Source organism: Streptomyces sp. NPDC001415 (assembly GCF_053597395.1).
Genome location: NZ_JBSFIE010000002.1, coordinates 391,114 through 415,358 on the forward strand (window position 1 = coordinate 391,114; position 24,245 = coordinate 415,358).

The window sequence follows — 24,245 nt, forward strand, 5'->3', positions numbered from 1 at the left end:
CGCTTCAGGAGGCAAACCATGGCGAAGGTTCTCGCAACCGCTATCGCGGCTGGCGGGCTCATCGGGGGGTACGGCGTGGCCCGGTGGAGCAAGAAGCGGCCGCTCGGTGGGGTCGCCCTCGCCGTCGCCGGGGCGCTCGCCGCGCGGCAGTGGCAGCAGGCGGCCGGGGCCAAGGCCGCCGTCGGGCTCAGCGCCGCCTACGTCGCCGCGTTCGCCGGGTCGCATCCGCTGGCTAAGAAGGTCGGCGCCTGGCCCTCCGTGTTCGGCGTGGCCGCGGCCGTCTCCGTCGCCTCCTGGGCCGTCACCCGCAAGGCCCGGCAGCCCGGTAGCTCGGCAGCCCGGCAGCTCGGTAGGGAGATCCGCGGAAAGTTCGGGGTTCGTTGAGCAGGGTCCGTCACCGGGCCGTACCTAGGGGCAACTCCCCATAGTGGTCGGGTGCATGGCCGTACGGCAGGGACAGACAGGAGCCGTTCGGCCGTGCGCCCGGCGGGGGCGAGAGCGAGGGCGGCTGCATCGGGCCTCTGGCCCTTCACAGTGCGCCCAGGTCCACCCCCTTGCCCATCGCCGAATACCCCGCGTCAGAGGGATGCAGCCGGTCCCCGCAGTCATACGGGTCCCACAACGCCATCGGCGCGTACGGATCCCGCAGCACCCGGTCTATGTCGACGACCTCGTCATAGACCCCGCCTCCGCGAATCGCTGAGTTCACCGCACCCCGAACCCGCTGAACCGCCCCCGTACAGGTCCGAAGCCCGCCGCACGGCGAGAGCGTCGTGCCGAGCACACGTACCCCCCGCGCATGCCCCACCCGCACCAGCTCCCGCATCCCCGCGAGCAGCGCGGCGGAATCCCGCTCCCCGCCGAGCATGTCGTTGATGCCGAGTTCGACGATGACCGTATGAACCCCGGCCCGTCCCAGCGCGTCCCGCTGGAAGCGTTCGAGCCCGGTGGGTCCGGCGAGCCGCGTGAGCAGTCCGTTCCCGCCGATCCCGGCATTGAGCACGGCCCGCGGCGCCGAACCGTCATCTGGGGCGAGCGCGGCGTGTGGCCCCCGCAGGCGTTCGGCCAGTACGTCCGTCCACCGGCGATCGGTCCCCGGCGTGGACCCGATCCCCTCGGTTATGGAGTCCCCGATCACGACGACGCTGCCGGCCGCAGCCCCTGGCCCCTGCACATCGAGGGCGGTGACATACCGCCACGCCCCGGTGACCTGCGCGAACATCCCGGGATCGGCCGCCCGGTCGACGCCGCCCGGAGCCACGAAGGAGGTCTCCTGCGCCCCGGGATGCCAGGTGACGGGTCCGGCCGCGTACACGGACACGTAAAGATCGTCCGAGGCGGGCACCTCGAAGGCCAGCGGGTCGCTGACAACCTCCTCGCCGGCCGGCACGGAGACCCGCGCGAGGCCGCGGAAGGTCAGAGTCCGCATGGTCCGCGCGGGGTCGGCCACGGTCGCGAGCGTGGTGTGGCGCAGGTCGAGCGGGACGTTCCCGAACAGGTTGGAGACGGTGACGCGGGCCCGGCTGCCGCCGAGTGAGGTGTGCACGACATTGCGTACGGTACGGGCCGCCCCGCCTCCGGGCTCGGCACCGACGGGCGCGCCGTACCAGGTCCCGGCCCAGTCGCCGTCGTCGGAGCCCGCCCCGGCCCGCGCGGGCACGACCACGGCGTAGACGGCGGCGGCGAGCAGCACCACCACCGCGAGCAGGGCAAGGCGCCCGGCATGCGACCGAAGCGTCCGCATGGACATGATCCGAATGTACGGAGCGAAGGCCCGCGGGGCCACGCGAACGGGTGGTCGTACGGGTGCACGGGAACTCAGCGTGCGCGCCGTAAGTAGTTCATGTAGAGGTCGTACGGAACGGATCGGGCCGTACGAGACTGATCGGGGTCGTGCACACGCGAGGCGCGGACGGGTGGAGCGAATGGAACGTACGAGATCGGGGCCCGACGCCCAGGTGGCGGTGACGGCGGACACGGCCGCGCGCACGCTCCGCTCGTCGCCCTTCGCCTACACGGCGGCCGACGAGGAGAAGCGCCGGGGCGTGCGCCGCATGAAGGCGACGGCGACCGGCCTGCTGCTCCTGGTCGCGGTGATCTTCGGCCTCGCCACCTGGGCGGACCGCTCGGGCGCGGGCGCGTGGGCGGGTTACGTCGCGGCGGCGGCCGAGGCGGGCATGGTGGGCGCCCTTGCGGACTGGTTCGCGGTGACGGCCCTGTTCCGCCGCCCGCTGGGCCTGCCGATCCCTCACACGGCGATCATCCAGAACAAGAAGGACCAGTTCGGCGCCTCGCTCGGCACCTTCGTGGGCGAGAACTTCCTGTCGGCGGCGGTGGTACGCACCCGCCTCCAGGCCCTCGGTATCGGCCGCCGCCTGGGCACCTGGCTCGCGGAGCCCGACCATGCGGACCGGGTCACATCGGAGCTGGCCACGGCCCTGCGCGGCGCGCTGACGGTGCTCAGGGACTCCGACGTCCAGGCGGTGGTGGGCGAGGCGATCACCCGCCGGGCGGACGCGGCGGAGATCGCGCCGGGCCTCGGCAAGGCGCTGGAGAAGATCGTCGCCGACGGCAGCCACCGCAAGGCCGTGGACCTGGTCTGCGTACGGGCCCACGACTGGCTGGTGCTGCACGGGGACTCGGTGATGGACGCGGTGCAGGGCGGCGCCCCCGGCTGGACCCCGCGCTTCGTGGACCGCAAGGTGGGCGAGCGCGTCTACAAGGAGCTGCTGCGCTTCATAACCGAGATGCGCGACATGCCGGCCCACCCGGCGCGCGGCGCCCTGGACCGCTTCCTGGCGGACTTCGCGGCCGACCTCCAGTCGGACTCCGACACCCGGACCAGGGTGGAGCGCTTCAAGTCGGAGATACTGGCCCGCCCCGAGGTCCAGGACATCATCGCCTCGGCGTGGTCCTCCGTACGGTCGATGATCATCGCGGCGGCGGAGGACGACCACAGCGAACTGCGCCTGCGCGCAAGGGAGTCCCTGCTCTCCCTGGGCACCCGCCTGTCCACCGACCCCCGCCTCCAGTCCAAGGTGGACGGCTGGCTGGAGGACGCGGCGGCGTACGTGGTCTCGACCTACCGAGCCGAGATCACCTCACTGATCACCGACACGGTGGCATCGTGGGACGCGAACGACACCTCGCGCAAGATCGAGGCGAACATCGGCCGCGACCTCCAGTTCATCCGGATCAACGGAACGGTGGTTGGCGCGTTGGCGGGCCTGCTGATCTACACGGTGTCGCACGCGCTGGGCGGATAGGCCCTCTCATCCCGACAGGCTTCTCATCCCGGCAGGCCTCTCATTCCGACCGGCCCTCTCATCCTGAACTGGCCGCACAGCCAAGGGAGTTGGTGCGAGTGCCGATCCCCGCCGGGCTCACCCCAGCTCCTTCCGCCCCTTCTCCTCCCGCTTCTCCAACCGCAACCGCTCCTTCTGCGCTCGCCTCAGCTTCCGGTCCACCCCGATGCCGCCCATCAGGGCGAACGCCACGATCTTGACGTGGGGGGAGCCCGGCGTGCCCTCGCCGTTGGCCTTCGAGCCGCCCACTCCGCCCATGATCCCGAAGCCCTTTACCTGGACGTTCAGTTCGGGCGGGACCGTGACTCCGATGCCGCCCATGATCGTGAAGAGGCGTAGCACCGTTTCGCGGTCCTCGAAGCGGGCCTCGCGCAGGTCGATGTCGCCGCCGCCCCACATCGCGAACGCGGTGAACTTCTTCGCCACCGTCCAGTTGCCCTTGCGGTTGAAGCCGCCCCAGAGGGCGAAGCCTCCTTTGGAGGTGGGCGGGTGGCCGATGCGGGACGGCCAGTGCACCTCGGTCTCGTCCTCCGTGCGGCGGGCCACCGGGGCCGCCGGCCCTGCCGTGCCCGGCGCGGGCAGGTCACGGACGAGCGGCTCCAACTCACCATGCGTACGCGCCTTGTAGGCCGCCTCCAGGCGCTGCTCGAACTCCTCCATGTCGAGCCGGCCCTCGGCCACCGCGTCCCTCAGCGACTCGGCGACCCGCTCCCGCTCGGCGTCCGAGGCCCGCATCTCCGGCAGCCCACCCGTTGGTTCACTCGTCATGGCGTGAAGACTAGTGAAGGCCTCGGTCTTCGTACATTCTCGCGATCACGGCCTCGATGTCCGGTTCACGTACCGACAGGTCCACCAAGGGGTACTCCGCCGCGATGTGCGCCACCAGCGGCGCCGCCGACGCCGAGGCCGGGAAGGCGAGCCACTGGCGGGGGCCCTCCACCTTCACCACACGCGCGCCTTCGGCCCGTACCGGCGGGAGTTCGCGCTCCAGGTCGACCACCAGGGTGCGTTCGCTCTCGCCCGCCTCGTGCAGTCCGGCCAGCGCGCCGTCGTACATCAGGCGCCCGTGGTCGATGACCATCACCCGCTTGCAGAGCTGCTCGATGTCGGTCAGGTCGTGAGTGGTGAGCAGGATCGTGGTGGCGCGTTCGGCGTTCAGGTCGCGCAGAAATTGCCGGACCTTTGCCTTGCTGATGACGTCGAGGCCGATCGTCGGCTCGTCGAGGTACAGGACGTCCGGGTCGTGCAGCAGCGCCGCCGCGATGTCACCCCGCATCCGCTGACCGAGGGAGAGTTGGCGCACGGGTACGTCCAACAGGCTTGACAGGTCGAGGAGTTCAACACATCTGTCCAGGTTTTCCCGGAAGCGGGCGTCCGGGATGCGGTACATGCGGTGGGCCAGCTTGTAGGAGTCGTACAACGGCAAGTCCCACCACAGCGTGGTGCGTTGGCCGAAGACCACGCCGATTCGCTGCGCCAGTTTCGTACGTTCCCGGGACGGGTCCAGGCCCGCCACCCGGAGCCTTCCGGCGCTCGGGGTGAGGATGCCCGTCAGCATTTTGATGGTGGTGGACTTTCCGGCGCCGTTCGGGCCGATGTAGCCGACCATCTCGCCGCGCGGTACCCGGAAGCTGATCCCGTCGACCGCCCTGACCTGCCGCTTCTCGCGGCGCAGCCGTCCCGTCTTGCGGCGTACGTCGAAGACCTTCGCCACGGCGTCGAGTTCGATCAGATCCTGGCCCGGGCTCGTCGCCACGTCGACTCCCTGGCCCGGGCTCGTCACGTCAATTCCCTTGTCCAGGCCGACCATGTCAACTCCCTTGTCCGTCATGCGGGATGAGGTCACAGGCTCTCTCAACTCCCCGTGCTGCGGTACGAACGAATGCCCACCCGCCAGGCCTGGCCCGCCAGCGCCAGGCAGGCGGCCGCCACCAGCGGCGGGGCGAAGGCGAGCCAGCCCGGCAGGGCCAGCGGGTACGGGCGGCCCAGGATGTACAGCGCGGGCAGCCAGTTCACGAAAGCCAGGGGCAGGATGTAGGTGACGCCCCGCACCATGTCCTTGGCGAACACCGTCGGCGGATACTGGAGCAGCGTCTGGCCGCCGTACGTGAACGCGCTCTGCACCTCCGCCGCGTCCTGCGCCCAGAACTGGAAGGCCGCGCCCGCCACGAACACGGCGCAGAAGATCGCGGTGCCGCTGAGCAGCATCACCGGCACCAGGAGCACCTTCAGTACCGTCCAGTGGACGTCCAGGGACACCAGCGAACCGGCCAGGACCATGAGGCCCTGCAGGAGCCGGCCCAGGCGCTGGAGGCCGAAGCGGTCGGCGGCGACCTGGGCTAGGACGGGCGCCGGGCGCACCAGAAGCGTGTCGAGGGTGCCGTCGCGGACACGCGCGCCCAGCTTGTCGATCGAGCCGAGCACCGCGTTCGCGAGCCCGAACGCCGTCGTCGACGTCCCATACAGGAACGCCACTTCGGCGAAGGAGTAGCCGCCGAGCGAGCGGACCTGCGAGAACATCAGGGCGATCACGACGAAGTCGAACGCGGTCACCAGGAAGTTCCCGACCAGCATCATCACGAACGACGCCCGATAGGCGAGTGTGGAGCGGATCCACATCCCGGCGATCATCCTGTACGTAGCCCACACACCCGGCGCCGGCCGCCGCTCGGTCACCGTCTCAGCCACCCTGCACCACCACTCTCCGTACCGCAGCGGACTGGAGCAGCCGGCCCGTGCCGAGGAGCACCGCAGCCCAGCCGAGCTGGAAGCCGTACGCGCCGAGCAGGCCCCAGCCCCGGTGCCGGCCCATCAGGACGTCCGCCGGGATCTGGAGCAGCGAGGACCAGGGCAGCGCGCGAGCCACCTCGCCGAGCAGGCCGGGGAAGGCGTTGAGCGGCAGCAGCATCCCGGAGAAGAACAGGCCCGCGATCGAGACGAGCGAGGCGACGCCGGCCCCGTCGAGCAGCCAGAACGCCGAGAGCGCCACCAGGAAGCGCAGCGCGAAGCTCACCACCACACCGAGCAGCACCGCGAGGAGGAAGGCCAGCCAGGTCAGCGGGTCCGTCGGCAGTGCGAGGTCGAAGACGAGCGCGCCGAAGGCCAGCGGGACCACCCCGCGCCCCAGGAAGTGGAACAGCGCCCGGCCCAGATCGGCGGACAGCCACCACAGCTGGAGGTCGGCCGGACGGTACAGGTCGATCGCGATGTCACCCGTACGGATGCGTTCCACCAGTTCGTCCGCGAAGCCACCGCCGAACAGGTTGACCGTCATCAGCATGGCCTGGCTGATCCACACATAGGTGAGCGCCTGGGACTGGTCGTAGCCGCCGAGGTTGGGGCGCTGGCCCCACAGGGCTATATAGGTGTAGGCCACGATCACGCCGAAGACAGTGTTGGTGAACACCCCGGCCGCGGTGGCGACCCGGTACGTCGTATAGCGCCGGAACCCACCCGCGGCAACAACCCCGTACAGCCGCACGAACGCCCCCCTCTCCGCCGTCGGCACCAAAGCGCAGGAGCCTAGCCCAGCCCCACGGCCCTTCGCGACGGAATTTCCGCGGTGCGGCATGCAAGATGTCCCTACAGCACCAACCGCCCCATACAGTGCGCAAACGACCCGAGATGCAACGGCCGGAGAGACATGAGCGACGACGAGCAGCCGGAGCCCCCCAAGCCCGGACACGAGGCGCCGCAGAAGTGGACGCCCCGGGATCTCACCGCCGACGGACCCGAGCCGGAGCCCGGCCCCACCGCGGCGGCAGCACCCCCGGGCCAGGCGAAAGAGGGCAAGCGCCCCAAGCGGACCGGATGGCGCCGCTTCGTTCCCCGCTGGCGCGTCGTGCTCGGCCTCTTCCTGCTCGCCGCCCTGCTGCTCATCGGCGGCTTCGTCGCCGGCTACATGCTCGTGTCGATCCCGGCCGCCAACGCCGGGGCCACCGCCCAGTCCAACGTCTTCCTGTACGCCGACGGCACCCAGCTCGCCTCGGACGGCGAGATCAACCGCGAGAACGTCCAGCTCTCCCAGGTCCCGCTCACCGTGCAGCACGCCGTACTGGCCGCCGAGGACCGCGACTTCTACTCCGAGCGCGCCGTCGACCCCAAGGCCATGGTCCGCGCCGCCTGGAACACCCTCACCGGCAAGGGCACCCAGGGCGGCTCCACCATCACCCAGCAGTACGTCAAGAACTACTACCTCGGCCAGGAACAGACGGTCACCCGCAAGGTGAAGGAATTCTTCATCGCGATCAAACTCAATCGCGAGGAGACCAAAGAGGACATCCTCGCCGGATACCTGAACACCAGCTACTTCGGCCGCAACGCCTACGGCATCCAGGCCGCCTCCCAGGCGTACTACAGCAAAGACGTCGAGAAGCTCACCACCGCCGAGGGCGCCTACCTCGCCTCCCTCCTCAACTCCCCCAGCGCGTACGACGTGATCGCCCACCCCGAGAACAAACCGCGCGCACTGGCCCGCTGGAACTACGTACTCGACGGCATGGTCAAGAAGAAGTGGCTCAGCGCCCCCGAGCGGGCCGCGACCACCTTCCCCGTACCCGGAAAGGTCAAGCCCCGGGCCGGCCTCGCGGGCCAGCGCGGCTACCTCGTCGAAGCCGTCAAGGACTACCTCACCACCAACAAGATCATCGAAGAGAACACCCTCGCCACCGGCGGCTACCGCATCACCACCACCATCCAGAAGGACAAGCAGGACGCCTTCGTCAAGGCCGTCGACGACAAGGTCAACTCCAAGCTCAGCACCGACCGCAAGGCCGACCGCAACGTCCGCGTCGGCGGCGCCTCCATCGACCCCGCCACCGGCAAGGTCCTCGCGATGTACGGAGGCATCGACTACACCAAGCAGTACGTCAACAACGCGACCCGCCGCGACTTCCAAGTCGGCTCCACCTTCAAGCCGTTCGTCTTCACCTCGGCCGTCGTCAACGAATCCAAGACGCAGGACGGCCGCACCATCACCCCCAACACGATCTACGACGGCACCAACAAGCGCCCCGTACAAGGCTGGGACGGCGGCTACTACGCGCCCGCCAACGAGGACGACGCCTCCTACGGGCCGATCACGGTGCGCACCGCCACCGACAAGTCCGTCAACGCGGTGTACGCGCAGATGGCCGTCGACGTCGGCCCCTCCAAGGTCAAGCAGACCGCGATCGACCTCGGCATCCCCGCCGACACCCCCGACCTCACCGCCACCCCGTCGATCGCTCTCGGCCCGTCCACGGCGAGCGTCCTCGACATGACACAGGCGTACGCCACGCTCGCCGGCCACGGCCGCCACGGCACGTACACGATGGTCGAATCGGTCAGCAAGGACGGCGAGAAGACCGACCTGCCCTCACAGGACACCAAGCAGGCCGTCAGCCGCGAGGCCGCCGACACCACGACGTCGATGCTGCAGAGCGTCGTCGAGGGCGGCACGGGCACAAACGCGCAGGCGGCGGGCCGTCCCGCCGCCGGCAAGACCGGCACCGCCGAACAGGACAAGGCCGCCTGGTTCGCGGGCTACACCCCGGACCTCGCCACCGTCGTCGCACTGATGGGCGCCGACCCCGAAACGGCCGTCCAGCAGCCTCTGTACGGAGCACTCGGCCTTCCCCGCGTGAACGGCGGCGGCCTGCCCGCGCAGATCTGGGCCCAGTACACCAAGGGCGCCCTCCAGGGCAGCGAGGCCAAGGACTTCGACCTGGAACTCCAGGACGGCGCGAGCATCCCGGTCGAACCGCCCGCCCCGAACCCGTTCCAGTCCCCGACCCCGACCCCCGGCCGCAACCAAGGACAAGACCAAGGCCAGACCCAGGGACAGAACCAGGGCCAGACCGGCGGCCGCAACCAGGGCCAGACCCAAGGCCAGAACCAGGGCCAGACGCAGGGCGAAAACCAGGGTCCGACGCAGGGCCAGACCCAAGGCCAGACGCAGGGGCAGAACCAAGGGTCGACACAGGGCCAGACCCAGGGTCAGACCCAAGGACAGACGCAAGGTCAGACACAAGGCGGCACCACGGACGGAGGCACCAACACAGGAGCCACCGACAACGGCGGCGCCACCAACACCGGCACGACCACGGGAACAGCCGGCACGACAACCGGCATCGCCGACCGCCCCCGCAATTCGAGAAGCCGGTAAGGCCCTGGCGCCAAGCGAGTCGACGGCCCCCGTCAGCGGAGCGCCCAGCTAATGCCCGCTCGTCGCCTTCAGCCCGACCACGGCGACGAGCAGCAGACAGACGAAGAAAATCCGGGCAGCGGTGACCGGCTCACCGAGCACCACCATGCCGAGCACCGCCGCACCGGCCGCCCCGATCCCGACCCACACGCCGTACGCCGTACCAATGGGCAACGTCTTGGCAGCATGCGAAAGCAGCAGCATCGAAGCGACGATCCCCGCACCAGTGAGCACACTGGGCACGAGCCGGGTGAATCCGTCGGTGTACTTCATCCCGATCGACCAGCCCACTTCGAGCAGACCAGCGACGACGAGCAGGACCCATGCCATGACGGCACCTCCGAAAGACGCGAACACATACGGGGTGCGTCGTCTTGTCCTGACCCGGTACGACGCGTCTCGTCGGGGTCCCACCACGATAGCAAAGGGCATGCAAAAGGGCTGGTGACACCGGTCACCAGCCCTTGGCTCAGCGGCTACAGATACAGCCCGGTCGCATCCACCGACACCCGCTCGGAAGCGACGGCATGCAGATCGCGCTCACGCATCAGCACGTACGCCACACCCCGCACCTCCACCTCGGCACGGTCCTCGGGGTCGTACAGGACCCGGTCACCCGGCTCCACGGTGCGCACGTTCTGGCCGACCGCCACCACCTCGGCCCAGGCCAGCCGTTTACCTACGGCGGCGGTCGCCGGAATGAGGATGCCGCCGCCCGAACGCCGCTCGCCCTCGGGGGAGTCTGACCGGACCAGCACACGGTCGTGCAACATCCGGATGGGCAGCTTGTCGTGGGTGTTCTCGCTCACGGGGTCGAACCTACCCGCCCCGGCGCCGGGCGTACGCCGAAGGGTCCGAGCCAGGCCCTCAAGCCCGCCGCTTCTTCGCCGAAAGCGCGAGCAGCCCCACCAGGCCCACCGCGACCAGAGCGACCGGCACGATCCGCTCCACCCGGGGCGCCCCGTCCTCGGACACGAACTGCGCCTTCACGTCGTTCACCGTACGGTTCACCGCGACGTACGCCCGGCCCGCCGTGTGATCCACGGCCGACGCGAACCTGGCCTTGGCATCGCCGACGATCGTGGACGGGTGCAGCCGCACCCCGATCTCGTCGAGGGTCACCGCGAGCTGGTCCCGCCGGCTCCTGATGTCCGCCTCGATCTGCGCAGGGGTCCTGGCATCCGACACTGCGCCGCCTCCGGTGGTCGTATGGGGTCATCCGTCATCCACAGTCTGTCAGCTCCGCCGCCGATGCACTGTCACAGGCCCCCATTAGGCTCTGTCGTTGTACGTCACACCCTCGGCCTTCCCGGAGGAAACCCATGAGCGAGCGACTCCAGCCCGGCGACACCGCCCCCGCCTTCAGCCTGCCCGACGCCGACGGCAACGAGGTCTCGCTCGCCGCACACAAGGGCCGCAAGGTCATCGTCTACTTCTACCCGGCCGCCCTGACCCCCGGCTGCACCAAGCAGGCCTGCGACTTCACGGACAACCTGGAGCTGCTCGCGGGCGCCGGGTACGACGTCATCGGCGTCTCCCCCGACAAGCCGGAGAAGCTGGCGAAATTCCGCGAGAAGGAATCCCTGAAGGTCACGCTGGTCGGCGACCCCTCGAAGGAGGTCCTGGAGGCGTACGGGGCGTACGGCGAGAAGAAGCTGTACGGCAAGACGGTGACGGGCGTCATCCGCTCGACGGTGGTCGTGGACGAGGCGGGGAAGGTGGAGCGGGCCCTGTACAACGTGAAGGCGACGGGCCATGTCGCCAAGATCATCAAGGACCTGGGCATCTGACCCCACCCGCGCCGGGGACGGCCCCGCCCCCTTAAGCGGGGCGGGCCGTTCCGTATTCCGGGTGTGACCGTCCGGAATCCGGTTCGTTACTCCGTACGAGGCCGCGAACGCGTGGCCGGGGCGGAGGAAGGCATGACGGTCAGGTACACCCGTGAGCTGCTGGCGGAGGCGGCCCGGGAAACACGGCAGATAGGTGCTGCCGTCAGCGGGCATTTCAGCGCTGCAACACCGGTCGGCGCAATTCGGCATCGGACGCCGACATCTGGCGCCCCTGACAGCCGAAGGCGGCGAATCCCCATGGCTCACGCCGGAGCGACGGCGAGCACGCCGGGGCGGGCCAACCATGCCTGAGCGTTATGGATACGAGCATTTGGCCCCCGCCGTGGCCTCCGCGCAGAGCTGGGCCGACCTGATGCGTCAGCTCGGCTTGAGCGCGAGCGGCGGGCAGCGACGCGTCCTTCAGGAGAAGGTTGCCGGGCTCGGCCTCGACACCAGCCACTTCAAGCAACGCAGCCCCTGGCGCAAGTACCCCGACGAGGCCATTGCCGCAGCAGCGGCCTGCTCATCAACACTCCGCGAGGTCGCCGCCAGGCTGGGCGCCACGCCGGCAAGCGGAACGATGTCGCACATCGCTCGCCGAATAGCAGCGGCCGGGATCGACATCAGCCACTTCCCGGGCGCCAACCGAGAGTCGACCGACCTTCCGTTCACACGGGCGCAACTGGCCGAGGCCGCAGCAACAGCCCAGAGCATTCGCGGTGTTGCCCGGACGCTTGGCGTCCCTGATGACAGCCGGTCGCGAGCCGCGCTTGGGCGCATGCTGAAGCAGGAGATCATTGACACCTCCCATTTCAGCAACGCCCGAGTCGCCATCTCCGAGAAATCCCTGCGCGCGGCCGTCCTCAGTGCGACCAGCTATGCCGATGTCATGCGAGCCCTCGACCTCCCCGTGAACGACACCAACCACCGTCGAGTTCGCCGCCGCATAGCCCAACTGGACCTCGACACAAGCCACTTCAGGCGGCGCCCATGGAGTTCGGCACCACCACACGAACCCAAGCCGACTGCAGCGGTCACCCTGGTTCGACTCCCTCAGGGCTCACCACGGACGAACCGTGCCCGCCTCCACAGGGCCCTCCAAGAGATCGGCGTCCCGTACCGGTGCACCTCGTGCGGCAACGTCGGCGAGTGGCTCGGCCGTCAGATCACGCTGCAGATCGACCACATCAGTGGCGATTGGCTGGACAACCGGGCAGAAAACCTGCGGTACCTCTGCCCCAATTGCCATGCACTCACTGCTACCTGGGGCCGCCCCCGTCGACCGAGGCCGCTCGTCACAGAGACCGGTCGCCCCGTACACTGACGCTGCCGTCCGGGCATAAGAGGTCGGCAGTATGCGGCCTTGGCGGAATTGGCAGACGCCTCGCATTTAGGGTGCGATGGGAGAAATCCCGTGAGGGTTCGAGTCCCTCAGGCCGCACAGACCTGGGAATCGAAGGCCCGGCTCGCCGACGACGGCGAGCCGGGCCTTCGCGTTACCCCCTCAGCCCAACAGCTCCCGCACCACCGGCACCAGCGCCCGGAACGCCTGTCCCCGGTGGCTGATCGCGTTTTTCTCCTCCGCCGTCAGCTCCGCGCACGTGCGGGTCTCGCCGTCCGGCTGGAGGATCGGGTCGTAGCCGAAGCCGCCCGTGCCGGCGGGGGTGTGGCGCAAGGTGCCCAGGAGGCGGCCCTCCACCACTCGTTCCGTGCCGTCCGGGAGGGCCAGGGCTGCCGCGCAGGCGAAGTGGGCCGCTCGGTGTTCGTCGGGGATGTCGGAGAGCTGGGCCAGGAGGAGGTTCAGGTTGGCCTGGTCGTCGCCGTGGGTGCCGGCCCAGCGGGCCGAGAAGATGCCGGGGGCGCCGTTCAGCACGTCGACGCAGAGGCCGGAGTCGTCGGCGACGGCGGGCAGGCCGGTGGCCTGGGCCAGGGCGTGCGCCTTGAGGAGGGCGTTCTCGGCGAAGGTGACCCCGGTCTCCTTGACGTCGGGGATGTCGGGGTACGCGTCGGCACCCACGAGTTCGTGGGGCAGCCCGGCGGCGGCGAGGATGGCGTGGAGTTCGGTGATTTTGCCGGCGTTGCGGGTGGCGAGGATCAGGCGCGTCATGGTCCCAGTATCGGGGGAGCGACGGACCCGGCTGCCCCGGGCTTACGGCGTGCAGACCTTGCCGATTTCCTTGGCTGCGCTCGTGACGCCGCTGATGTCGGGGGTGCTGTCGCCGTTCTTGATGGCCGTACGGACGTTGCCGACGGCCTTGTTGAGGTCGTCGACGGCCTTGGACAGGTCGGCGTTGTCCGTCTTGTTCTTCAGGGACGACAGTTCTTTGTCGATGTCGTTGAGTGCCTGGTCGGCCTGGGTGGGGTTGTCCGTGGCCTTGCCGACGGCCTTGCCGAGGTTGTCGACGCTGTTGCCGATGGCGTCCGCGGTCTTGACGCAGTCGATCGCCTTGTCGACCGCGCCGCATCCGGCGGTGACGGTGACGGCCAGGGCCGCGGTGGCGACGGCGAGCACGGTTCGGCGCATCGGTCGGGTCCTCCCCACAAAGGCCGGCTCAAGGAGTGCCGGAAGTTACGGACGGGCGCACGGTCGGCCCGTACGCCCGTACTCGTAGTGACGCGGGAAGCGTTCCCCTTGGTTGCTTCTTTACTCTCCGGACGCCGCGGTCTACTCCCCGGACACCGCGGCCAGGGCGCGGAGTTGGAGGGCGGCGAGGTCGGCGCAGCCGCCGGTGGCGAGGTCGAGGAGCGCGTTGAGCTCCTTGCGGTCGAAGGGCTCGGCCTCGGCGGTGCCCTGGACTTCGACGAAGCGGCCGTCGCCGGTGCAGACGACGTTCATGTCGGTCTCGGCGCGTACGTCTTCCTCATAGCAGAGGTCGAGGAGGGGGGCGCCGTCGACGATGCCGACGGAGACGGCGCTGACGGTGCCGGTCAGCGGCTGGCGGCCGTGCTTGACGAGCTTCTTGCCCTGGGCCCAGGTGATGGCGTCGGCGAGGGCGACGTAGGCGCCGGTGATGGCGGCGGTGCGGGTGCCGCCGTCGGCCTGGAGGACGTCGCAGTCCAGGACGATGGTGTTCTCGCCGAGGGCCTTGTAGTCGATGACGGCGCGCAGGGAGCGGCCGATGAGGCGGGAGATCTCGTGGGTGCGGCCGCCGATCTTGCCGCGGACGGATTCGCGGTCGCCGCGGGTGTTGGTGGAGCGGGGCAGCATCGAGTATTCGGCGGTGACCCAGCCTTCGCCGCTGCCCTTGCGCCAGCGGGGGACGCCTTCGGTGACGGAGGCGGTGCAGAAGACTTTGGTGTCGCCGAAGGAGATGAGGACGGAGCCCTCGGCGTGCTTGCTCCATCCGCGTTCGATGGTGACGGGGCGGAGCTGTTCGGGGGTGCGGCCGTCGATACGAGACATGGTTATGAGCCTAGGTGATGGCGCTGGGGGCGCGTTCCTTGCGTACGCGAAAGGCCCCTCCTGGTCCGGGAGGGGCCTTTCGCTGAGCGGGTTGCTCACATCATGTCTTCGATGTCCGCGGCGATCGGGTCGGCGTCGGTGCCGATGACGACCTGGATCGCGGTGCCCATCTTGACGACGCCGTGGGCGCCGGCGGCCTTGAGGGCGGCTTCGTCGACCTTGCTCGGGTCGATGACCTCGGTGCGCAGGCGCGTGATGCAGCCTTCGACTTCCTCGATGTTCTCGATACCGCCGAGGCCGGCGACGATCTTCTCAGCCTTGCTGGCCATGTGTCTCTCCTGGTTCTTGAAGAACGCTGTATCGGCCCACGGTAGGTCCGCTTTGTCACGTTAACCCACGTTTGGCCCAGCTATGCGCGCGAGCGCATTCTGCCTGACCAAGGATGGCGATCACCGGAGCCATGTCCCGCGAGGGGCCCGCTCCGGACGATACCGCAACTGGTCTACACCAGTGTGCAACGACCGTCCGGACCGGCTTGTTTCCGCAAGCCAGGAGGTTGCCGATGAGCGCCAGCAGCGCGGCCGCAGTACCGCAGCCCAAGTGGTGGAACGGGCTGTTCCAGGGGCTGCAGAAGATGGGCCGCAGCCTCCAGCTGCCGATTGCCGTGCTACCCGCGGCGGGCATTCTCAACCGGCTCGGCCAGGACGACGTGTTCGGCAAGACGGGGCTCGGCTGGAACGACGTCGCCAAGGTGTTCAACGGCGCGGGCGGCGCCCTGCTCAACGGCGCGCTCGGGCTGCCGATGCTGTTCTGCGTGGGCGTCGCGATCGGCATGGCGAAGAAGGCGGACGGCTCGACCGCGCTCGCGGCGGTGGCCGGATTTCTCGTCTATTACGGGGTTCTCCAGCAGTTCCCGAAGGACTGCGCCGCCGGTGCGAAGCTCGCGGCGGGCGCCTGTGTCGCGAAGGACGGCTCGGCCGTTCTGGCCACGTACCAGAATCCGGGGGTTTTCGGCGGCATCGTCATGGGCCTGCTGACCGCGTACTTCTGGCAGCGCTTCCACCGTACGAAGCTGGTGGACTGGCTGGGGTTCTTCAACGGGCGCCGGCTCGTGCCGATCATCATGGCCGGGGTCGCGATCGTGTTCGCGGTGCTGTGCCTGTGGGTGTGGCCGCCGGTCGGTGACGCGCTGACCAGTTTCAGCAAGTGGCTGGTCGATCTCGGCGCGGCGGGTTCCGGCATCTTCGGTGTCGCCAACCGTGCGTTGCTGGTGATCGGCCTGCACCAGTTCCTGAACACGTTCATCTGGTTCCAGTTCGGCGACTTCACCAAGCCGGACGGCACGGTCGTGCACGGCGACATCCCGCGCTTCCTGGCGGGCGATCCGACGGCCGGCCAGTTCCAGACCGGGTTCTTCCCGATCATGATGTTCGCGCTGCCCGCCGCGGCTCTCGCGATCGCGCACTGCGCCAGACCGCACCGCCGCAAGGAGGTCGCCGGCATGATGCTCTCGGTCGGCCTGACCTCGCTCGTCACCGGCATCACCGAGCCGATCGAGTACTCCTTCGTCTTCATCGCGCCGCTGTTGTACGTGATCCATGCGGTGCTCACCGGCGTTTCCATGGCGGTGAGCTGGGGGCTCGGCGTCAAGGACGGCTTCAGCTTCTCGGCCGGTCTGATCGACTACGTCATCAACTGGAGCCTGGCGACGAAGCCTTGGATGATCATTCCGATCGGAGTGTGCTTCGCCGTCGTCTATTACGTGGTGTTCCGCTTCGCGATCACCAAGTTCAACCTGCCGACGCCGGGGCGGGAGCCGGAGGAGGACGAGCTGGAGAAGGAGAACATCAAGGCGTAGCCCATCTCCCTGTACGGCCTACGCCATACACCTTCTCCCCCCTTACCCTCTCCCCCTCTCCCCCTCTCCCCCTTTTCCCCTTTTCGCCGGGCCTTTCGGCCCGCGCCCGCGAGGCCCTCGGACCCCTTCGGTCCGGGGGCCTCGGCGCGTTGTTCCGGCTCTGAGGGGCTACGGAAAGGTCACGGCGGGGAGACGGCTCGGAGTCGGTCTTGCCCGTATTGCCGGGTATGGCTCAGGCCACAAAAAACGAAGGTTCCTTATCTAACCCTCACCGTGCTACAACTGGTCTACACCACTCAATGGTGTAGACCACGCGGGCTTGACCGCGTTCCCCTGAGACGCCGCCGTCCCCCCGTATTTTCCCATGCTCCCGGGCGGCGCCTTGCCTACTGGAGGATGTTGATGAGTACGGCCACCGCTACGGCGGCGCCCGCGAAGAAGCGGGGCTCCGGACTGTTCCAGGGCCTGCAGAAGATCGGCCGCAGCTTGCAGCTGCCGATCGCCGTGCTGCCCGCCGCGGGCATTCTGCTGCGGCTCGGCCAGGACGATGTCTTCGGCAAGGACGGTCTCGGCTGGGGGACCGTCGCCAAGGTCTTCGCGACCGCCGGTGACGCCGTCTTCCAGAACATGCCGCTGCTGTTCTGCATCGGTGTCGCGATCGGCTTCGCGAAGAAGGCCGACGGCTCCACGGCGCTGGCGGCCCTCGTCGGCTTCCTGGTCTACAAGAACGTACTGACCGCGTTCCCCGTCCACGACGCCGTCATCAACACGACGGAGAACAAGGGCGTCGACGTCCCCGCCGTCTACAACGACCCGAAGGTCCTCGGCGGCATCATCATGGGCCTGATATCGGCCGTGGTGTGGCAGCGGTTCCACCGCACCAAGCTGGTGGACTGGCTCGGCTTCTTCAACGGCCGCCGCCTCGTCCCGATCCTCATGGCCTTCATCGGCACCGCCATGGGTGTGCTGTTCGGCCTGATCTGGGGCCCGATCGGTGACGCCATCACCTCGTTCGGCGAGTGGATGACGGGCCTTGGCGCCGTGGGCGCCGGCATCTTCGGCGTGGTCAACCGTGCCCTGCTGCCGGTCGGCATGCACCAGTTCGTGAACACGGTCGCCTGGCAGGAGATCGGTGACTACACGGACTCCTCCGGTGTCGTCTGGCACGGTGACGTGCAGCGCTTCATGCACGGCGACCCGACGGCCGGTCAGTTCATGACGGGCTTCTTCCCGATCATGATGTTCGCCCTCCCGGCCGTGGCTCTGGCCATCACGCACTGCGCCCGTCCCGAGCGCCGCAAGGTCGTCGGCGGAATGATGATGTCCCTCGCGCTGACCTCGTTCGTCACCGGCATCACCGAGCCGATCGAGTTCGCGTTCATGTTCATCGCGCCGGTCCTCTACGTGATCCACGCGGTCCTGACCGCCGTGTCGATGGCCGTGACCTGGGCGCTCGGCGTGCACCACGGCTTCACGTTCTCGGCGGGCGCGATCGACTACGTACTCAACTGGAAGTTCGCCACCCACCCCTGGCTGATCATCCCGATCGGCCTGGTCTTCGCGGCGATCTACTACGTGGTGTTCCGCTTCGCGATCACCAAGTTCAACATCCCGACCCCGGGCCGTGAGCCCGAGGAAGAGGTCGAGGACCTCACGAAGGCGTAAGCCCCCGGAACGTCACGCGAGGGCCCCCCGAGCCACAAGGATTCGGGGGGCCCTCGCGCATGAACCGGGCTCAGAGCTCGTACACCGCCCCCGGCGCGGCCAGTTCCGTCGGGCCGGGGTAGGCCGCGCGGGCGTCCGACAGGTTGACCTCCGCGTCCGTCCACGGCGGGATGTGGGTGAGGACGAGGCGCCCGGCCCCGGCCCGCGCCGCGTGTTCGCCCGCCTCGCGGCCGTTGAGGTGGAGCGCCGGGATGTCCTCCTTGCCGTACGTGAAGGAGGCCTCGCACAGGAACAGGTCGGCGCCCTCGGCCAGTTCGTCGAGGGCGGGGCACGGTCCGGTGTCGCCGGAGTACACGAGCGAGCGCCCGCCGTGCTCGATGCGGATGCCGTACGCCTCGACGGGGTGGCACACCCGCTCCGTACGCACCGAGAAGGGGCCGATGTCGAACGAGCCCGGCTTCAGGGTGTGGAAGTCGAAGACCTCGCTCATCGAGGACGCGGAGGGTGTGTCCGCGTACGCGGTGGTCAGGCGCTGCTCGGCGCCCTCGGGCGCGTACACCGGCATCGGGGCGCAGCGGCCGCCCTCGTGGCGGTAGTAGCGGGCGACGAAATAGCCGCACATGTCGATGCAGTGGTCGGCGTGCAGATGCGACAGGAAGATCGCGTCGAGGTCGTACAGGCCGATGTGGCGCTGCAGCTCACCGAGGGCTCCGTTGCCCATGTCGAGGAGCAGCCGGAAGCCGTCTGCCTCGACGAGATAGCTGGAGCAGGCCGATTCCGCGGACGGGAACGACCCGGAACAGCCGACGACGGTGAGCTTCATGGAGCGTGAACCTCCGAAACAGCGGGGCCAGGCGAAGCCTGTCGTTGAGGGGCGGTGGTCGGGCGGGCGGGCCTGGCGACGCCTGTCGTTGAAGGGGGCGGACGGGGCTGGCAGGGCGGCCGCGGGGAAGGGCTGCGGTGCGTCGAGCGTAAGGCGCCACAAGGCCCCTCGCTCCTTTGGAGCGGGCCGTTGTGGGGGAACTCACCTGCGCTGTCACCGGTTCGGATGGTGTTGGTATGGAGCGCGCGCGGTGGGTGGTGCGCCGGTAACGTCTGGGATATGGACACGTCGTGGTGGCTGGCGCTGGGGGCCGTGGTGGCTCTCGCGTTGGTCGCTGCCGTCATGGACGGGCGTCGGCGCTCCCCGCGCGGGCCGGGCGGGCGCACCCGGCCACCGGGCCGCCCGGCGGGGACGCGCCGGGGTGCGGGGCGGCTGCCGAAGGCCAGGGAGATCTGGTGGGCCGAGGTGCCCTACGAGGATCTTCCGGGCGGCAAGGACCGTCCGTGTCTGGTGCTGCGGGTGCGGGGCGACGCGGTGACCGTCGCGAAGATCACCAGCAAGTACCACGACGAGCGGGCCGGGGTCATTCCGCTGCCGCCGGGCACGGTGGCCGACGCGCACGGACGGCCCAGCTTTCTGGAGACCGACGAGCTGCGCGAGGTCGGGGTGTGGGCGTTCCGGCGCCGGGTGGGGGTGGTGGACCCGACCCTGTGGGACCAGGTCCGCCACCTGGCGGGGTGACGCGCCCCGGTCCCGTACAGGGAAGGTCTCGCGTGGCCGGGCTTCTCGGGCCGTAGGAGCTGTGCGTACGAGCTGTTACGCCCAGAGCTGGCCGTGCAGGGTTTCGATCGCGGCCTCGGTCGTCGGCGCGGTGTAGACGCCGGTCGACAGGTACTTCCAGCCGCCGTCGGCGACGACGAAGACGATGTCGGCCGGCTGACCCGCCTTGACGGCCTTCTTGCCGACGCCGATCGCCGCGTGCAGCGCGGCGCCCGTGGAGACGCCGGCGAAGATGCCCTCCTGCTGGAGGAGCTCACGGGTGCGGGTCACCGCGTCGGCCGAGCCGACCGAGAAGCGGGTGGTGAGGACGGAGGCGTCGTACAGCTCCGGTACGAAGCCCTCGTCGAGGTTGCGCAGGCCGTAGACCAGGTCGTCGTAGCGGGGTTCGGCCGCGACGATCTGGATGCCGGGGACGTTCTCGCGCAGGTAGCGGCCGACGCCCATCAGCGTTCCGGTGGTGCCCAGGCCCGCCACGAAGTGGGTGATGGAGGGCAGGTCGGTGAGGATCTCCGGGCCCGTCGTGGCGTAGTGGGCGCCCGCGTTGTCCGGGTTTCCGTACTGGTAGAGCATGACCCAGGACGGGTTCTGCTCTGCCAGTTCCTTGGCGACCCGTACGGCCGTGTTGGAGCCGCCCGCCGCCGGGGACGGGACGATCTCCGCGCCCCACATCGCGAGCAGGTCGCGGCGCTCCTGGGAGGTGTTCTCCGGCATCACGCACACGATGCGGTAGCCCTTGAGCTTCGCTGCCATCGCGAGCGAGATGCCGGTGTTGCCGCTGGTGGGTTCGAGAATGGTGCAGCCCGGCGTCAACCGGCCGTCCTTCTCGGCCTGTTCGACCATGTGGAGGGCCGGCCGGTCCTTGATCGAACCGGTCGGGTTGCGGTCCTCCAGCTTGGCCCATATCCGTACGTCGTCCGAGGGGGACAGGCGCGGGAGGCGGACCAGCGGGGTGTTGCCGACCGCGGCGAGCGGGGAGTCGTAGCGCATGTCAGACGGATCCGCCGGCGACGGCGGGCAGGATCGTGACGTTGTCGCCGTCGGACAGTTCGGTGGTGATGCCGGCGAGGAAGCGGACGTCCTCGTCATTGAGGTAGACGTTCACGAAGCGGCGGAGGTTGTCGCCGTCCACGATGCGCTCGCGGATGCCGGGGTGGCGGGCGTCGAGGTCGTTGAACAGGTCGGCGAGGGTGGCTCCGCTGCCTTCGACGGCCTTCTTGCCGTCGGTGTAGGTGCGGAGGATGGTCGGGATGCGGACCTCGATGGCCATGGCGTGGGCTCCTGATCTAAAGGGAGAGGCAGGTGGGCGCGGCTCGGGCTCGGGTCCGCGCGCCGCACGCCGTCGGGCGTGCGGTGGTGCGTTCGGTGCGTTGCTGCGGGGGCGCGCGGCGTCAGACGGCGGCTGCGCGGGCCGTACAGATCGCGCTGGCGAGACGGCACAGGTCGACGTGCAGCCGCGCCACGAGCAGCAGGGCGGGGCCGCTGCTCGGCGTCTTGTCGCTCACGTCGTTCGAAACCATGGGGGCATCGTATAGATTCCCGGTCCGCTTCCCGGAATGTGATCTCGCATTCTGGACGAATTCCGCTCAGGATGTGGTCGCGACGCGTGTGGGCGGCAGGTAGACGACGGTCGGTGCGCCGGTGGCCGGGTGGAGGCTCACCTCGGCGTTCACTCCGTACACCTCGCGCAGGAGGTCCGCGGTGAGGACGTCTGCGGGCGGGCCCGCGGCGACGATGCGGCCGCCCGCCAGGACGCAGATGCGGTCGCAGTAGTACGCGGCGAGGTTCAGGTCGTGCAGGGCGAGCAGGTTGACCGTGCCCAACTCCCTTACCAGGGACAGGACTTCGAGTTGGTAGCGGATGTCCAGGTGGTTGGTCGGCTCGTCCAGGACGACGACGTCCGGCTGCTGTACGAGGGCCCGGGCGACCAGGGCGCGCTGGCGTTCGCCGCCGGAGAGGGAGGGGAAGGGGCGGGCGGCGAGGTCGGCGATGCCGACGCGGGCCAGGGCTTCGCGTACGAGGGTGTCGTCGGTGGCGGTGTCGGCCTCCCAGAAGCGGTGGTGCGGGGAGCGGCCCATGGCGACGATCTCGCGGACGGTCAGCTCGATGCCTCCGGCGTCGGCGTCCTGCGGGACGGTCGCGATGCGGCGGGCGCGGGCCTTGGCGGGCAGGGCGTGCAGGTCGGCGCCGTCGAGCAGGACGCGGCCGGTGGTGGGGCGCAGGGTCGCGTACATGCAGCGCAGCAGGGTCGTCTTGCCGCTGCCGTTGGGGCCGACCAGGGCGACGGTCTCGCCGTCGGCGGCGTGCAGATCGATGCCGGAGAGCAGTTCGCGGCCCTGGGGCGTGGTGTACGAGAGCGACTCGGTGCGCAGGGTCGTCATGCGGGGCTGCCTTCCGCGCCGGCCCTTTGGCCGCGCAGCATCCAGAGGAAGAACGGGCCGCCGGTGAGCGCGGTGAGCACGCCGACGGGGATGTCCTGCGGGGCGGCGACGGTGCGGGCCGCGAGGTCGGCGAGGACGAGGAAGGCGGCGCCGCCGAGGGCCGCGACCGGGAGCAGGGTGCGGTGGGCGGCGCCGACGGCCATGCGTGCGGCGTGCGGAACCATCAGGCCGACGAAGCCGATCGCTCCGCTGTACGCGACGAGGACGCCGGTGAGCAGGGAGGCGAGCACGAAGACGGCCGCGCGGAAGCGGCCGGTGTCGAGGCCGAGGACGGTGGCGCCCTCTTCGCCGACGAGGAGCAGGTCCAGGGGGCGGGCCAGGGCGATCAGGACGAGGGTGCCGATGCCGAGGGCGGCGGCGGGCAGGGCGAGCATGTCCCAGCGGGCGCCGCCGAGTCCGCCGAGCGTCCAGTGCAGGACTTCGGTTACGTGTTCGGCGCTGGCCGAGGTGACCAGGATCAGGCTGGTCAGCGCGGACAGGACGTAGGAGACGGCGACCCCGGCGAGGACCAGGCGGCCGCCCGTCATGGAGCCGCCGCGTCTGGCCAGGGTGTACACGAGGACGAGTGCGGCGAGTGCCCCCGCGAAGGCGGCGGCGGGCAGCGTGACGGTGGTGGCCGCCCCGGCCCCCACCCCGAGCACGATCACGGCGACGGCCCCGGCGCTCGCCCCGCTGGACACCCCGAGCAGGAAGGGGTCGGCGAGCGGGTTGCGCACGAGGGCCTGGAGCACGGTGCCGATGACGGCGAGCCCGGCCCCGACGACGGCCCCGAGTACGACGCGGGGCAGCCGCACGTCGAGCACGATGGTCCGGTACGGGCCCGGCTCCGCCGAGCCGGTGACGATCTCAAGAACCTGGCGGGGCGGTATCCGCACCGAGCCGAGCGCGAGCCCGGCGATGGCCGCGGCGACCAGCACGGTCGTGAGCACCCCGATGACGAGGGGGTACCGCCGGCGCGGGGTCACGCCGTTCACTCTCCCGCCCTCAGCTGCCCCGCCAGCTTGGCCACCGCGTCCGGCGCTCTGACGCCCGTCACCATGTCGGACAGGGGCAGGACCGCGAAGCGGTTGTTCTTGACGGCGGGGACGGAGGCCAGTGCCGGGTCGGCGCGCAGGCGTTGTTTCTTGGCGTCCGCGCTCGTGCCGCCGTAGTCCAGGATCAGGATCAGCTCGGGTGCGCGGGCCACCACGTTCTCCCAGCTCGCGTCGCCGAACGACTTGTCCTTGAGGTCGTCCGCGAAGACGTTGCGGCCGCCCGCCCGGGTGACGATGTCGTTGCCGATGCCCTTGCCGCCCACGGTGAACGCCGTCTTGTCCCCGCTGTCGTAGACGAAGACCGGGAGCGGGGCCGCGCCCTTGTGTGCCGCGGCCGTCCGCGCGTTCGTGGCCTCGGCGGCCTTCACCCACGTCTCCGCCCGCTCGGGCACCCCGAACGTCCGGCCCACCTCGCGGACCTCCTCGTACACCTCGTTCATCGTCGTCGAGGCGCCCTTGGGGCAGTTCTCCACGTTCAGGCGGGACCTGATGCCGCTCTTGGCCAGGGCCTCGCGCCCCCGGCCCTCGTTCGCGGCGAAGGCGGACGCGTAGCCGCCGTACACGTAGTCGGGGGCGGCCGACAGGAGCTTTTCGTAGGAGGGGTATTCGGCCGCGAGGACCGGCACCGTGCGGTAGGCCGCCTCGTACTTCGGGAGGACCTTGTCGTCCAAGTAGGCGGTTCCGGCAAGGGAGTTGGCGAGGCCAAGCTCCAGCATGACCTCCGTGGCGTGCTGGTTCATCGTCACCGCCCGCTTCGGCGGCGCGGTGAACGTCGTCGTCACCCCACAGTTGGTGACCGTGTACGGGAAGCCGGGGGCCGAACCGCCGGCGGCCTCGGGCTGCGCCCGTGTCGTGCACGCGGCGAGCGGGAACAGCAGGGCGGCGGCCAGGGCCGCGCGGCGCCAGAGCATGGCTGAGCTCCTCCG

General features: G+C 69.7%; 26 protein-coding genes, 1 tRNA gene, 1 pseudogene and 1 riboswitch. Of the genes and pseudogenes, 9 read left to right on the forward strand and 19 right to left on the reverse strand.

The window, feature by feature from the left end; all coding sequences use genetic code 11:
• Positions 1–18: 18 nt before the first annotated feature.
• A pseudogene (locus tag ACWC2B_RS03960) lies at positions 19–315 on the forward strand (hypothetical protein); the annotation flags it as partial.
• 214 nt (positions 316–529) lie between these two features.
• Here the strand turns inward: ACWC2B_RS03960 and ACWC2B_RS03965 are convergent.
• Positions 530–1,750, reverse strand: a complete 1,221-nt coding sequence (locus tag ACWC2B_RS03965) for a GDSL-type esterase/lipase family protein (RefSeq protein ID WP_450714834.1) — start codon at positions 1,748–1,750, stop codon at positions 530–532.
• A 175-nt stretch (positions 1,751–1,925) separates the two neighbouring features.
• Here ACWC2B_RS03965 and ACWC2B_RS03970 point away from each other — a divergent pair, with 175 nt between their 5' ends.
• The gene (locus ACWC2B_RS03970) at positions 1,926–3,266 is read left to right on the forward strand and encodes a DUF445 domain-containing protein (RefSeq protein ID WP_450714835.1); all 1,341 of its coding nucleotides are present in this window, start codon (positions 1,926–1,928) and stop codon (positions 3,264–3,266) included.
• Between the two features lie 117 nt (positions 3,267–3,383).
• Here ACWC2B_RS03970 and ACWC2B_RS03975 read toward each other — a convergent pair whose 3' ends face one another.
• The 4 genes from ACWC2B_RS03975 to ACWC2B_RS03990 are packed head-to-tail and all read right to left on the reverse strand — an operon-like array spanning position 3,384 to position 6,786.
• Positions 3,384–4,040, reverse strand: a complete 657-nt coding sequence (locus tag ACWC2B_RS03975) for a DUF1707 SHOCT-like domain-containing protein (RefSeq protein ID WP_450714893.1) — start codon at positions 4,038–4,040, stop codon at positions 3,384–3,386.
• A gap of 43 nt (positions 4,041–4,083) precedes the next feature.
• Positions 4,084–5,136, reverse strand: coding sequence for an ABC transporter ATP-binding protein (locus ACWC2B_RS03980; protein ID WP_450714894.1), 1,053 nt, complete (start codon positions 5,134–5,136; stop codon positions 4,084–4,086).
• A 23-nt stretch (positions 5,137–5,159) separates the two neighbouring features.
• Positions 5,160–5,936: an ABC transporter permease gene (locus ACWC2B_RS03985; protein WP_450714895.1), complete on the reverse strand. Its 777-nt coding sequence runs from the start codon at positions 5,934–5,936 to the stop codon at positions 5,160–5,162.
• Positions 5,937–5,985: 49 nt separating this feature from the next.
• Positions 5,986–6,786, reverse strand: coding sequence for an ABC transporter permease (locus ACWC2B_RS03990; protein WP_450714836.1), 801 nt, complete (start codon positions 6,784–6,786; stop codon positions 5,986–5,988).
• A gap of 162 nt (positions 6,787–6,948) precedes the next feature.
• Between ACWC2B_RS03990 and ACWC2B_RS03995 the strand changes: the two genes are divergently transcribed.
• Positions 6,949–9,450 carry a transglycosylase domain-containing protein gene (locus tag ACWC2B_RS03995; RefSeq protein ID WP_450714837.1) on the forward strand — a complete coding sequence of 834 codons (2,502 nt, stop codon included), beginning with the start codon at positions 6,949–6,951 and terminating at the stop codon, positions 9,448–9,450.
• A gap of 48 nt (positions 9,451–9,498) precedes the next feature.
• On the opposite strand, the gene ACWC2B_RS04000 is transcribed toward ACWC2B_RS03995, so the two are convergent.
• From ACWC2B_RS04000 to ACWC2B_RS04010, 3 genes are all read right to left on the reverse strand, one after another.
• Positions 9,499–9,819, reverse strand: coding sequence for a DMT family transporter (locus tag ACWC2B_RS04000; protein ID WP_450714838.1), 321 nt, complete (start codon positions 9,817–9,819; stop codon positions 9,499–9,501).
• Positions 9,820–9,852: 33 nt separating this feature from the next.
• A riboswitch (guanidine-III (ykkC-III) riboswitch) is annotated at positions 9,853–9,923 on the reverse strand.
• A 42-nt stretch (positions 9,924–9,965) separates the two neighbouring features.
• Positions 9,966–10,298 (reverse strand): GroES family chaperonin, encoded by a 333-nt coding sequence (locus tag ACWC2B_RS04005; RefSeq protein WP_053729492.1) that lies wholly within the window; start codon positions 10,296–10,298, stop codon positions 9,966–9,968.
• Positions 10,299–10,356: 58 nt separating this feature from the next.
• Positions 10,357–10,677, reverse strand: a complete 321-nt coding sequence (locus ACWC2B_RS04010) for a DUF3618 domain-containing protein (RefSeq protein WP_344378971.1) — start codon at positions 10,675–10,677, stop codon at positions 10,357–10,359.
• A 134-nt stretch (positions 10,678–10,811) separates the two neighbouring features.
• Here ACWC2B_RS04010 and bcp point away from each other — a divergent pair, with 134 nt between their 5' ends.
• The 3 genes from bcp to ACWC2B_RS04025 all read left to right on the forward strand — a co-directional run bounded on the left by bcp (position 10,812) and on the right by ACWC2B_RS04025 (position 12,759).
• Complete coding sequence (gene bcp, locus ACWC2B_RS04015; protein ID WP_450714839.1) at positions 10,812–11,279, forward strand: thioredoxin-dependent thiol peroxidase; 468 nt, start codon at positions 10,812–10,814, stop codon at positions 11,277–11,279.
• A gap of 343 nt (positions 11,280–11,622) precedes the next feature.
• A complete protein-coding gene (locus ACWC2B_RS04020) occupies positions 11,623–12,642 on the forward strand; it encodes an HNH endonuclease (RefSeq protein ID WP_450714840.1) in 1,020 nt (339 codons plus the stop codon).
• A gap of 33 nt (positions 12,643–12,675) precedes the next feature.
• Positions 12,676–12,759: transfer RNA gene (locus tag ACWC2B_RS04025), tRNA-Leu, on the forward strand.
• A gap of 63 nt (positions 12,760–12,822) precedes the next feature.
• Here ACWC2B_RS04025 and rdgB read toward each other — a convergent pair.
• The 4 genes from rdgB to ACWC2B_RS04045 form a co-directional block, all read right to left on the reverse strand.
• Positions 12,823–13,425, reverse strand: a complete 603-nt coding sequence (rdgB, locus tag ACWC2B_RS04030) for an RdgB/HAM1 family non-canonical purine NTP pyrophosphatase (protein ID WP_450714841.1) — start codon at positions 13,423–13,425, stop codon at positions 12,823–12,825.
• Positions 13,426–13,467: 42 nt separating this feature from the next.
• Positions 13,468–13,842: a hypothetical protein gene (locus ACWC2B_RS04035; protein ID WP_450714842.1), complete on the reverse strand. Its 375-nt coding sequence runs from the start codon at positions 13,840–13,842 to the stop codon at positions 13,468–13,470.
• A 141-nt stretch (positions 13,843–13,983) separates the two neighbouring features.
• Entirely contained in the window at positions 13,984–14,721 is a 738-nt protein-coding gene (gene rph / locus ACWC2B_RS04040; protein ID WP_114036649.1) for a ribonuclease PH, read from the reverse strand.
• A 95-nt stretch (positions 14,722–14,816) separates the two neighbouring features.
• A complete protein-coding gene (locus ACWC2B_RS04045) occupies positions 14,817–15,050 on the reverse strand; it encodes a glucose PTS transporter subunit EIIB (protein WP_018517946.1) in 234 nt (77 codons plus the stop codon).
• Between the two features lie 233 nt (positions 15,051–15,283).
• Here ACWC2B_RS04045 and ACWC2B_RS04050 point away from each other — a divergent pair, with 233 nt between their 5' ends.
• Positions 15,284–16,579: a PTS transporter subunit EIIC gene (locus ACWC2B_RS04050; protein WP_450714843.1), complete on the forward strand. Its 1,296-nt coding sequence runs from the start codon at positions 15,284–15,286 to the stop codon at positions 16,577–16,579.
• 402 nt (positions 16,580–16,981) lie between these two features.
• Positions 16,982–18,244 carry a PTS transporter subunit EIIC gene (locus ACWC2B_RS04055; protein WP_450714844.1) on the forward strand — a complete coding sequence of 421 codons (1,263 nt, stop codon included), beginning with the start codon at positions 16,982–16,984 and terminating at the stop codon, positions 18,242–18,244.
• A gap of 70 nt (positions 18,245–18,314) precedes the next feature.
• Here the strand turns inward: ACWC2B_RS04055 and ACWC2B_RS04060 are convergent, their stop codons facing one another.
• Complete coding sequence (locus tag ACWC2B_RS04060) at positions 18,315–19,067, reverse strand: MBL fold metallo-hydrolase (RefSeq protein WP_450714845.1); 753 nt, start codon at positions 19,065–19,067, stop codon at positions 18,315–18,317.
• A gap of 279 nt (positions 19,068–19,346) precedes the next feature.
• On the opposite strand from ACWC2B_RS04060, the gene ACWC2B_RS04065 reads away from it, so the two are divergent.
• Positions 19,347–19,808 carry a type II toxin-antitoxin system PemK/MazF family toxin gene (locus tag ACWC2B_RS04065; protein WP_450714846.1) on the forward strand — a complete coding sequence of 154 codons (462 nt, stop codon included), beginning with the start codon at positions 19,347–19,349 and terminating at the stop codon, positions 19,806–19,808.
• 75 nt (positions 19,809–19,883) lie between these two features.
• Here the strand turns inward: ACWC2B_RS04065 and ACWC2B_RS04070 are convergent, their stop codons facing one another.
• The 6 genes from ACWC2B_RS04070 to ACWC2B_RS04095 form a co-directional block, all read right to left on the reverse strand.
• Complete coding sequence (locus ACWC2B_RS04070; RefSeq protein WP_450714847.1) at positions 19,884–20,834, reverse strand: PLP-dependent cysteine synthase family protein; 951 nt, start codon at positions 20,832–20,834, stop codon at positions 19,884–19,886.
• Between the two features lies 1 nt (position 20,835).
• Positions 20,836–21,114: a MoaD family protein gene (locus ACWC2B_RS04075; RefSeq protein ID WP_450714848.1), complete on the reverse strand. Its 279-nt coding sequence runs from the start codon at positions 21,112–21,114 to the stop codon at positions 20,836–20,838.
• Positions 21,115–21,235: 121 nt separating this feature from the next.
• Complete coding sequence (locus tag ACWC2B_RS04080; RefSeq protein ID WP_264198279.1) at positions 21,236–21,364, reverse strand: putative leader peptide; 129 nt, start codon at positions 21,362–21,364, stop codon at positions 21,236–21,238.
• A gap of 66 nt (positions 21,365–21,430) precedes the next feature.
• The gene (locus ACWC2B_RS04085) at positions 21,431–22,225 is read right to left on the reverse strand and encodes an ABC transporter ATP-binding protein (protein WP_450714849.1); all 795 of its coding nucleotides are present in this window, start codon (positions 22,223–22,225) and stop codon (positions 21,431–21,433) included.
• Positions 22,222–23,259 carry a FecCD family ABC transporter permease gene (locus ACWC2B_RS04090; protein WP_450714850.1) on the reverse strand — a complete coding sequence of 346 codons (1,038 nt, stop codon included), beginning with the start codon at positions 23,257–23,259 and terminating at the stop codon, positions 22,222–22,224. The genes ACWC2B_RS04085 and ACWC2B_RS04090 overlap by 4 nt, the downstream gene beginning before the upstream one ends.
• A complete protein-coding gene (locus ACWC2B_RS04095) occupies positions 23,256–24,230 on the reverse strand; it encodes an ABC transporter substrate-binding protein (RefSeq protein ID WP_450714851.1) in 975 nt (324 codons plus the stop codon). The genes ACWC2B_RS04090 and ACWC2B_RS04095 overlap by 4 nt, the downstream gene beginning before the upstream one ends.
• Positions 24,231–24,245 lie beyond the last annotated feature (15 nt).

Coding starts and splice junctions, on each gene's coding strand:
- ACWC2B_RS04070 (WP_450714847.1), bottom strand. CDS start 20,834: ATGCGCTACGACTCCCCGCTCGCCGCGGTCGGCAACACCCCGCTGGTC.
- ACWC2B_RS04085 (WP_450714849.1), bottom strand. CDS start 22,225: ATGACGACCCTGCGCACCGAGTCGCTCTCGTACACCACGCCCCAGGGC.
- ACWC2B_RS03995 (WP_450714837.1), top strand. CDS start 6,949: ATGAGCGACGACGAGCAGCCGGAGCCCCCCAAGCCCGGACACGAGGCG.
- rph (WP_114036649.1), bottom strand. CDS start 14,721: ATGTCTCGTATCGACGGCCGCACCCCCGAACAGCTCCGCCCCGTCACC.
- ACWC2B_RS03975 (WP_450714893.1), bottom strand. CDS start 4,040: ATGCGGGCCTCGGACGCCGAGCGGGAGCGGGTCGCCGAGTCGCTGAGG.
- ACWC2B_RS04095 (WP_450714851.1), bottom strand. CDS start 24,230: ATGCTCTGGCGCCGCGCGGCCCTGGCCGCCGCCCTGCTGTTCCCGCTC.
- ACWC2B_RS04045 (WP_018517946.1), bottom strand. CDS start 15,050: ATGGCCAGCAAGGCTGAGAAGATCGTCGCCGGCCTCGGCGGTATCGAG.
- ACWC2B_RS04075 (WP_450714848.1), bottom strand. CDS start 21,114: ATGGCCATCGAGGTCCGCATCCCGACCATCCTCCGCACCTACACCGAC.
- ACWC2B_RS04080 (WP_264198279.1), bottom strand. CDS start 21,364: ATGGTTTCGAACGACGTGAGCGACAAGACGCCGAGCAGCGGCCCCGCC.
- ACWC2B_RS04065 (WP_450714846.1), top strand. CDS start 19,347: ATGGACACGTCGTGGTGGCTGGCGCTGGGGGCCGTGGTGGCTCTCGCG.
- ACWC2B_RS04055 (WP_450714844.1), top strand. CDS start 16,982: ATGAGTACGGCCACCGCTACGGCGGCGCCCGCGAAGAAGCGGGGCTCC.
- rdgB (WP_450714841.1), bottom strand. CDS start 13,425: ATGACGCGCCTGATCCTCGCCACCCGCAACGCCGGCAAAATCACCGAA.
- bcp (WP_450714839.1), top strand. CDS start 10,812: ATGAGCGAGCGACTCCAGCCCGGCGACACCGCCCCCGCCTTCAGCCTG.
- ACWC2B_RS04060 (WP_450714845.1), bottom strand. CDS start 19,067: ATGAAGCTCACCGTCGTCGGCTGTTCCGGGTCGTTCCCGTCCGCGGAA.
- ACWC2B_RS03970 (WP_450714835.1), top strand. CDS start 1,926: ATGGAACGTACGAGATCGGGGCCCGACGCCCAGGTGGCGGTGACGGCG.
- ACWC2B_RS03985 (WP_450714895.1), bottom strand. CDS start 5,936: ATGATCGCCGGGATGTGGATCCGCTCCACACTCGCCTATCGGGCGTCG.
- ACWC2B_RS04000 (WP_450714838.1), bottom strand. CDS start 9,819: ATGGCATGGGTCCTGCTCGTCGTCGCTGGTCTGCTCGAAGTGGGCTGG.
- ACWC2B_RS04035 (WP_450714842.1), bottom strand. CDS start 13,842: ATGCGCCGAACCGTGCTCGCCGTCGCCACCGCGGCCCTGGCCGTCACC.
- ACWC2B_RS04020 (WP_450714840.1), top strand. CDS start 11,623: ATGCCTGAGCGTTATGGATACGAGCATTTGGCCCCCGCCGTGGCCTCC.
- ACWC2B_RS03965 (WP_450714834.1), bottom strand. CDS start 1,750: ATGTCCATGCGGACGCTTCGGTCGCATGCCGGGCGCCTTGCCCTGCTC.
- ACWC2B_RS03980 (WP_450714894.1), bottom strand. CDS start 5,136: ATGACGGACAAGGGAGTTGACATGGTCGGCCTGGACAAGGGAATTGAC.
- ACWC2B_RS04050 (WP_450714843.1), top strand. CDS start 15,284: ATGAGCGCCAGCAGCGCGGCCGCAGTACCGCAGCCCAAGTGGTGGAAC.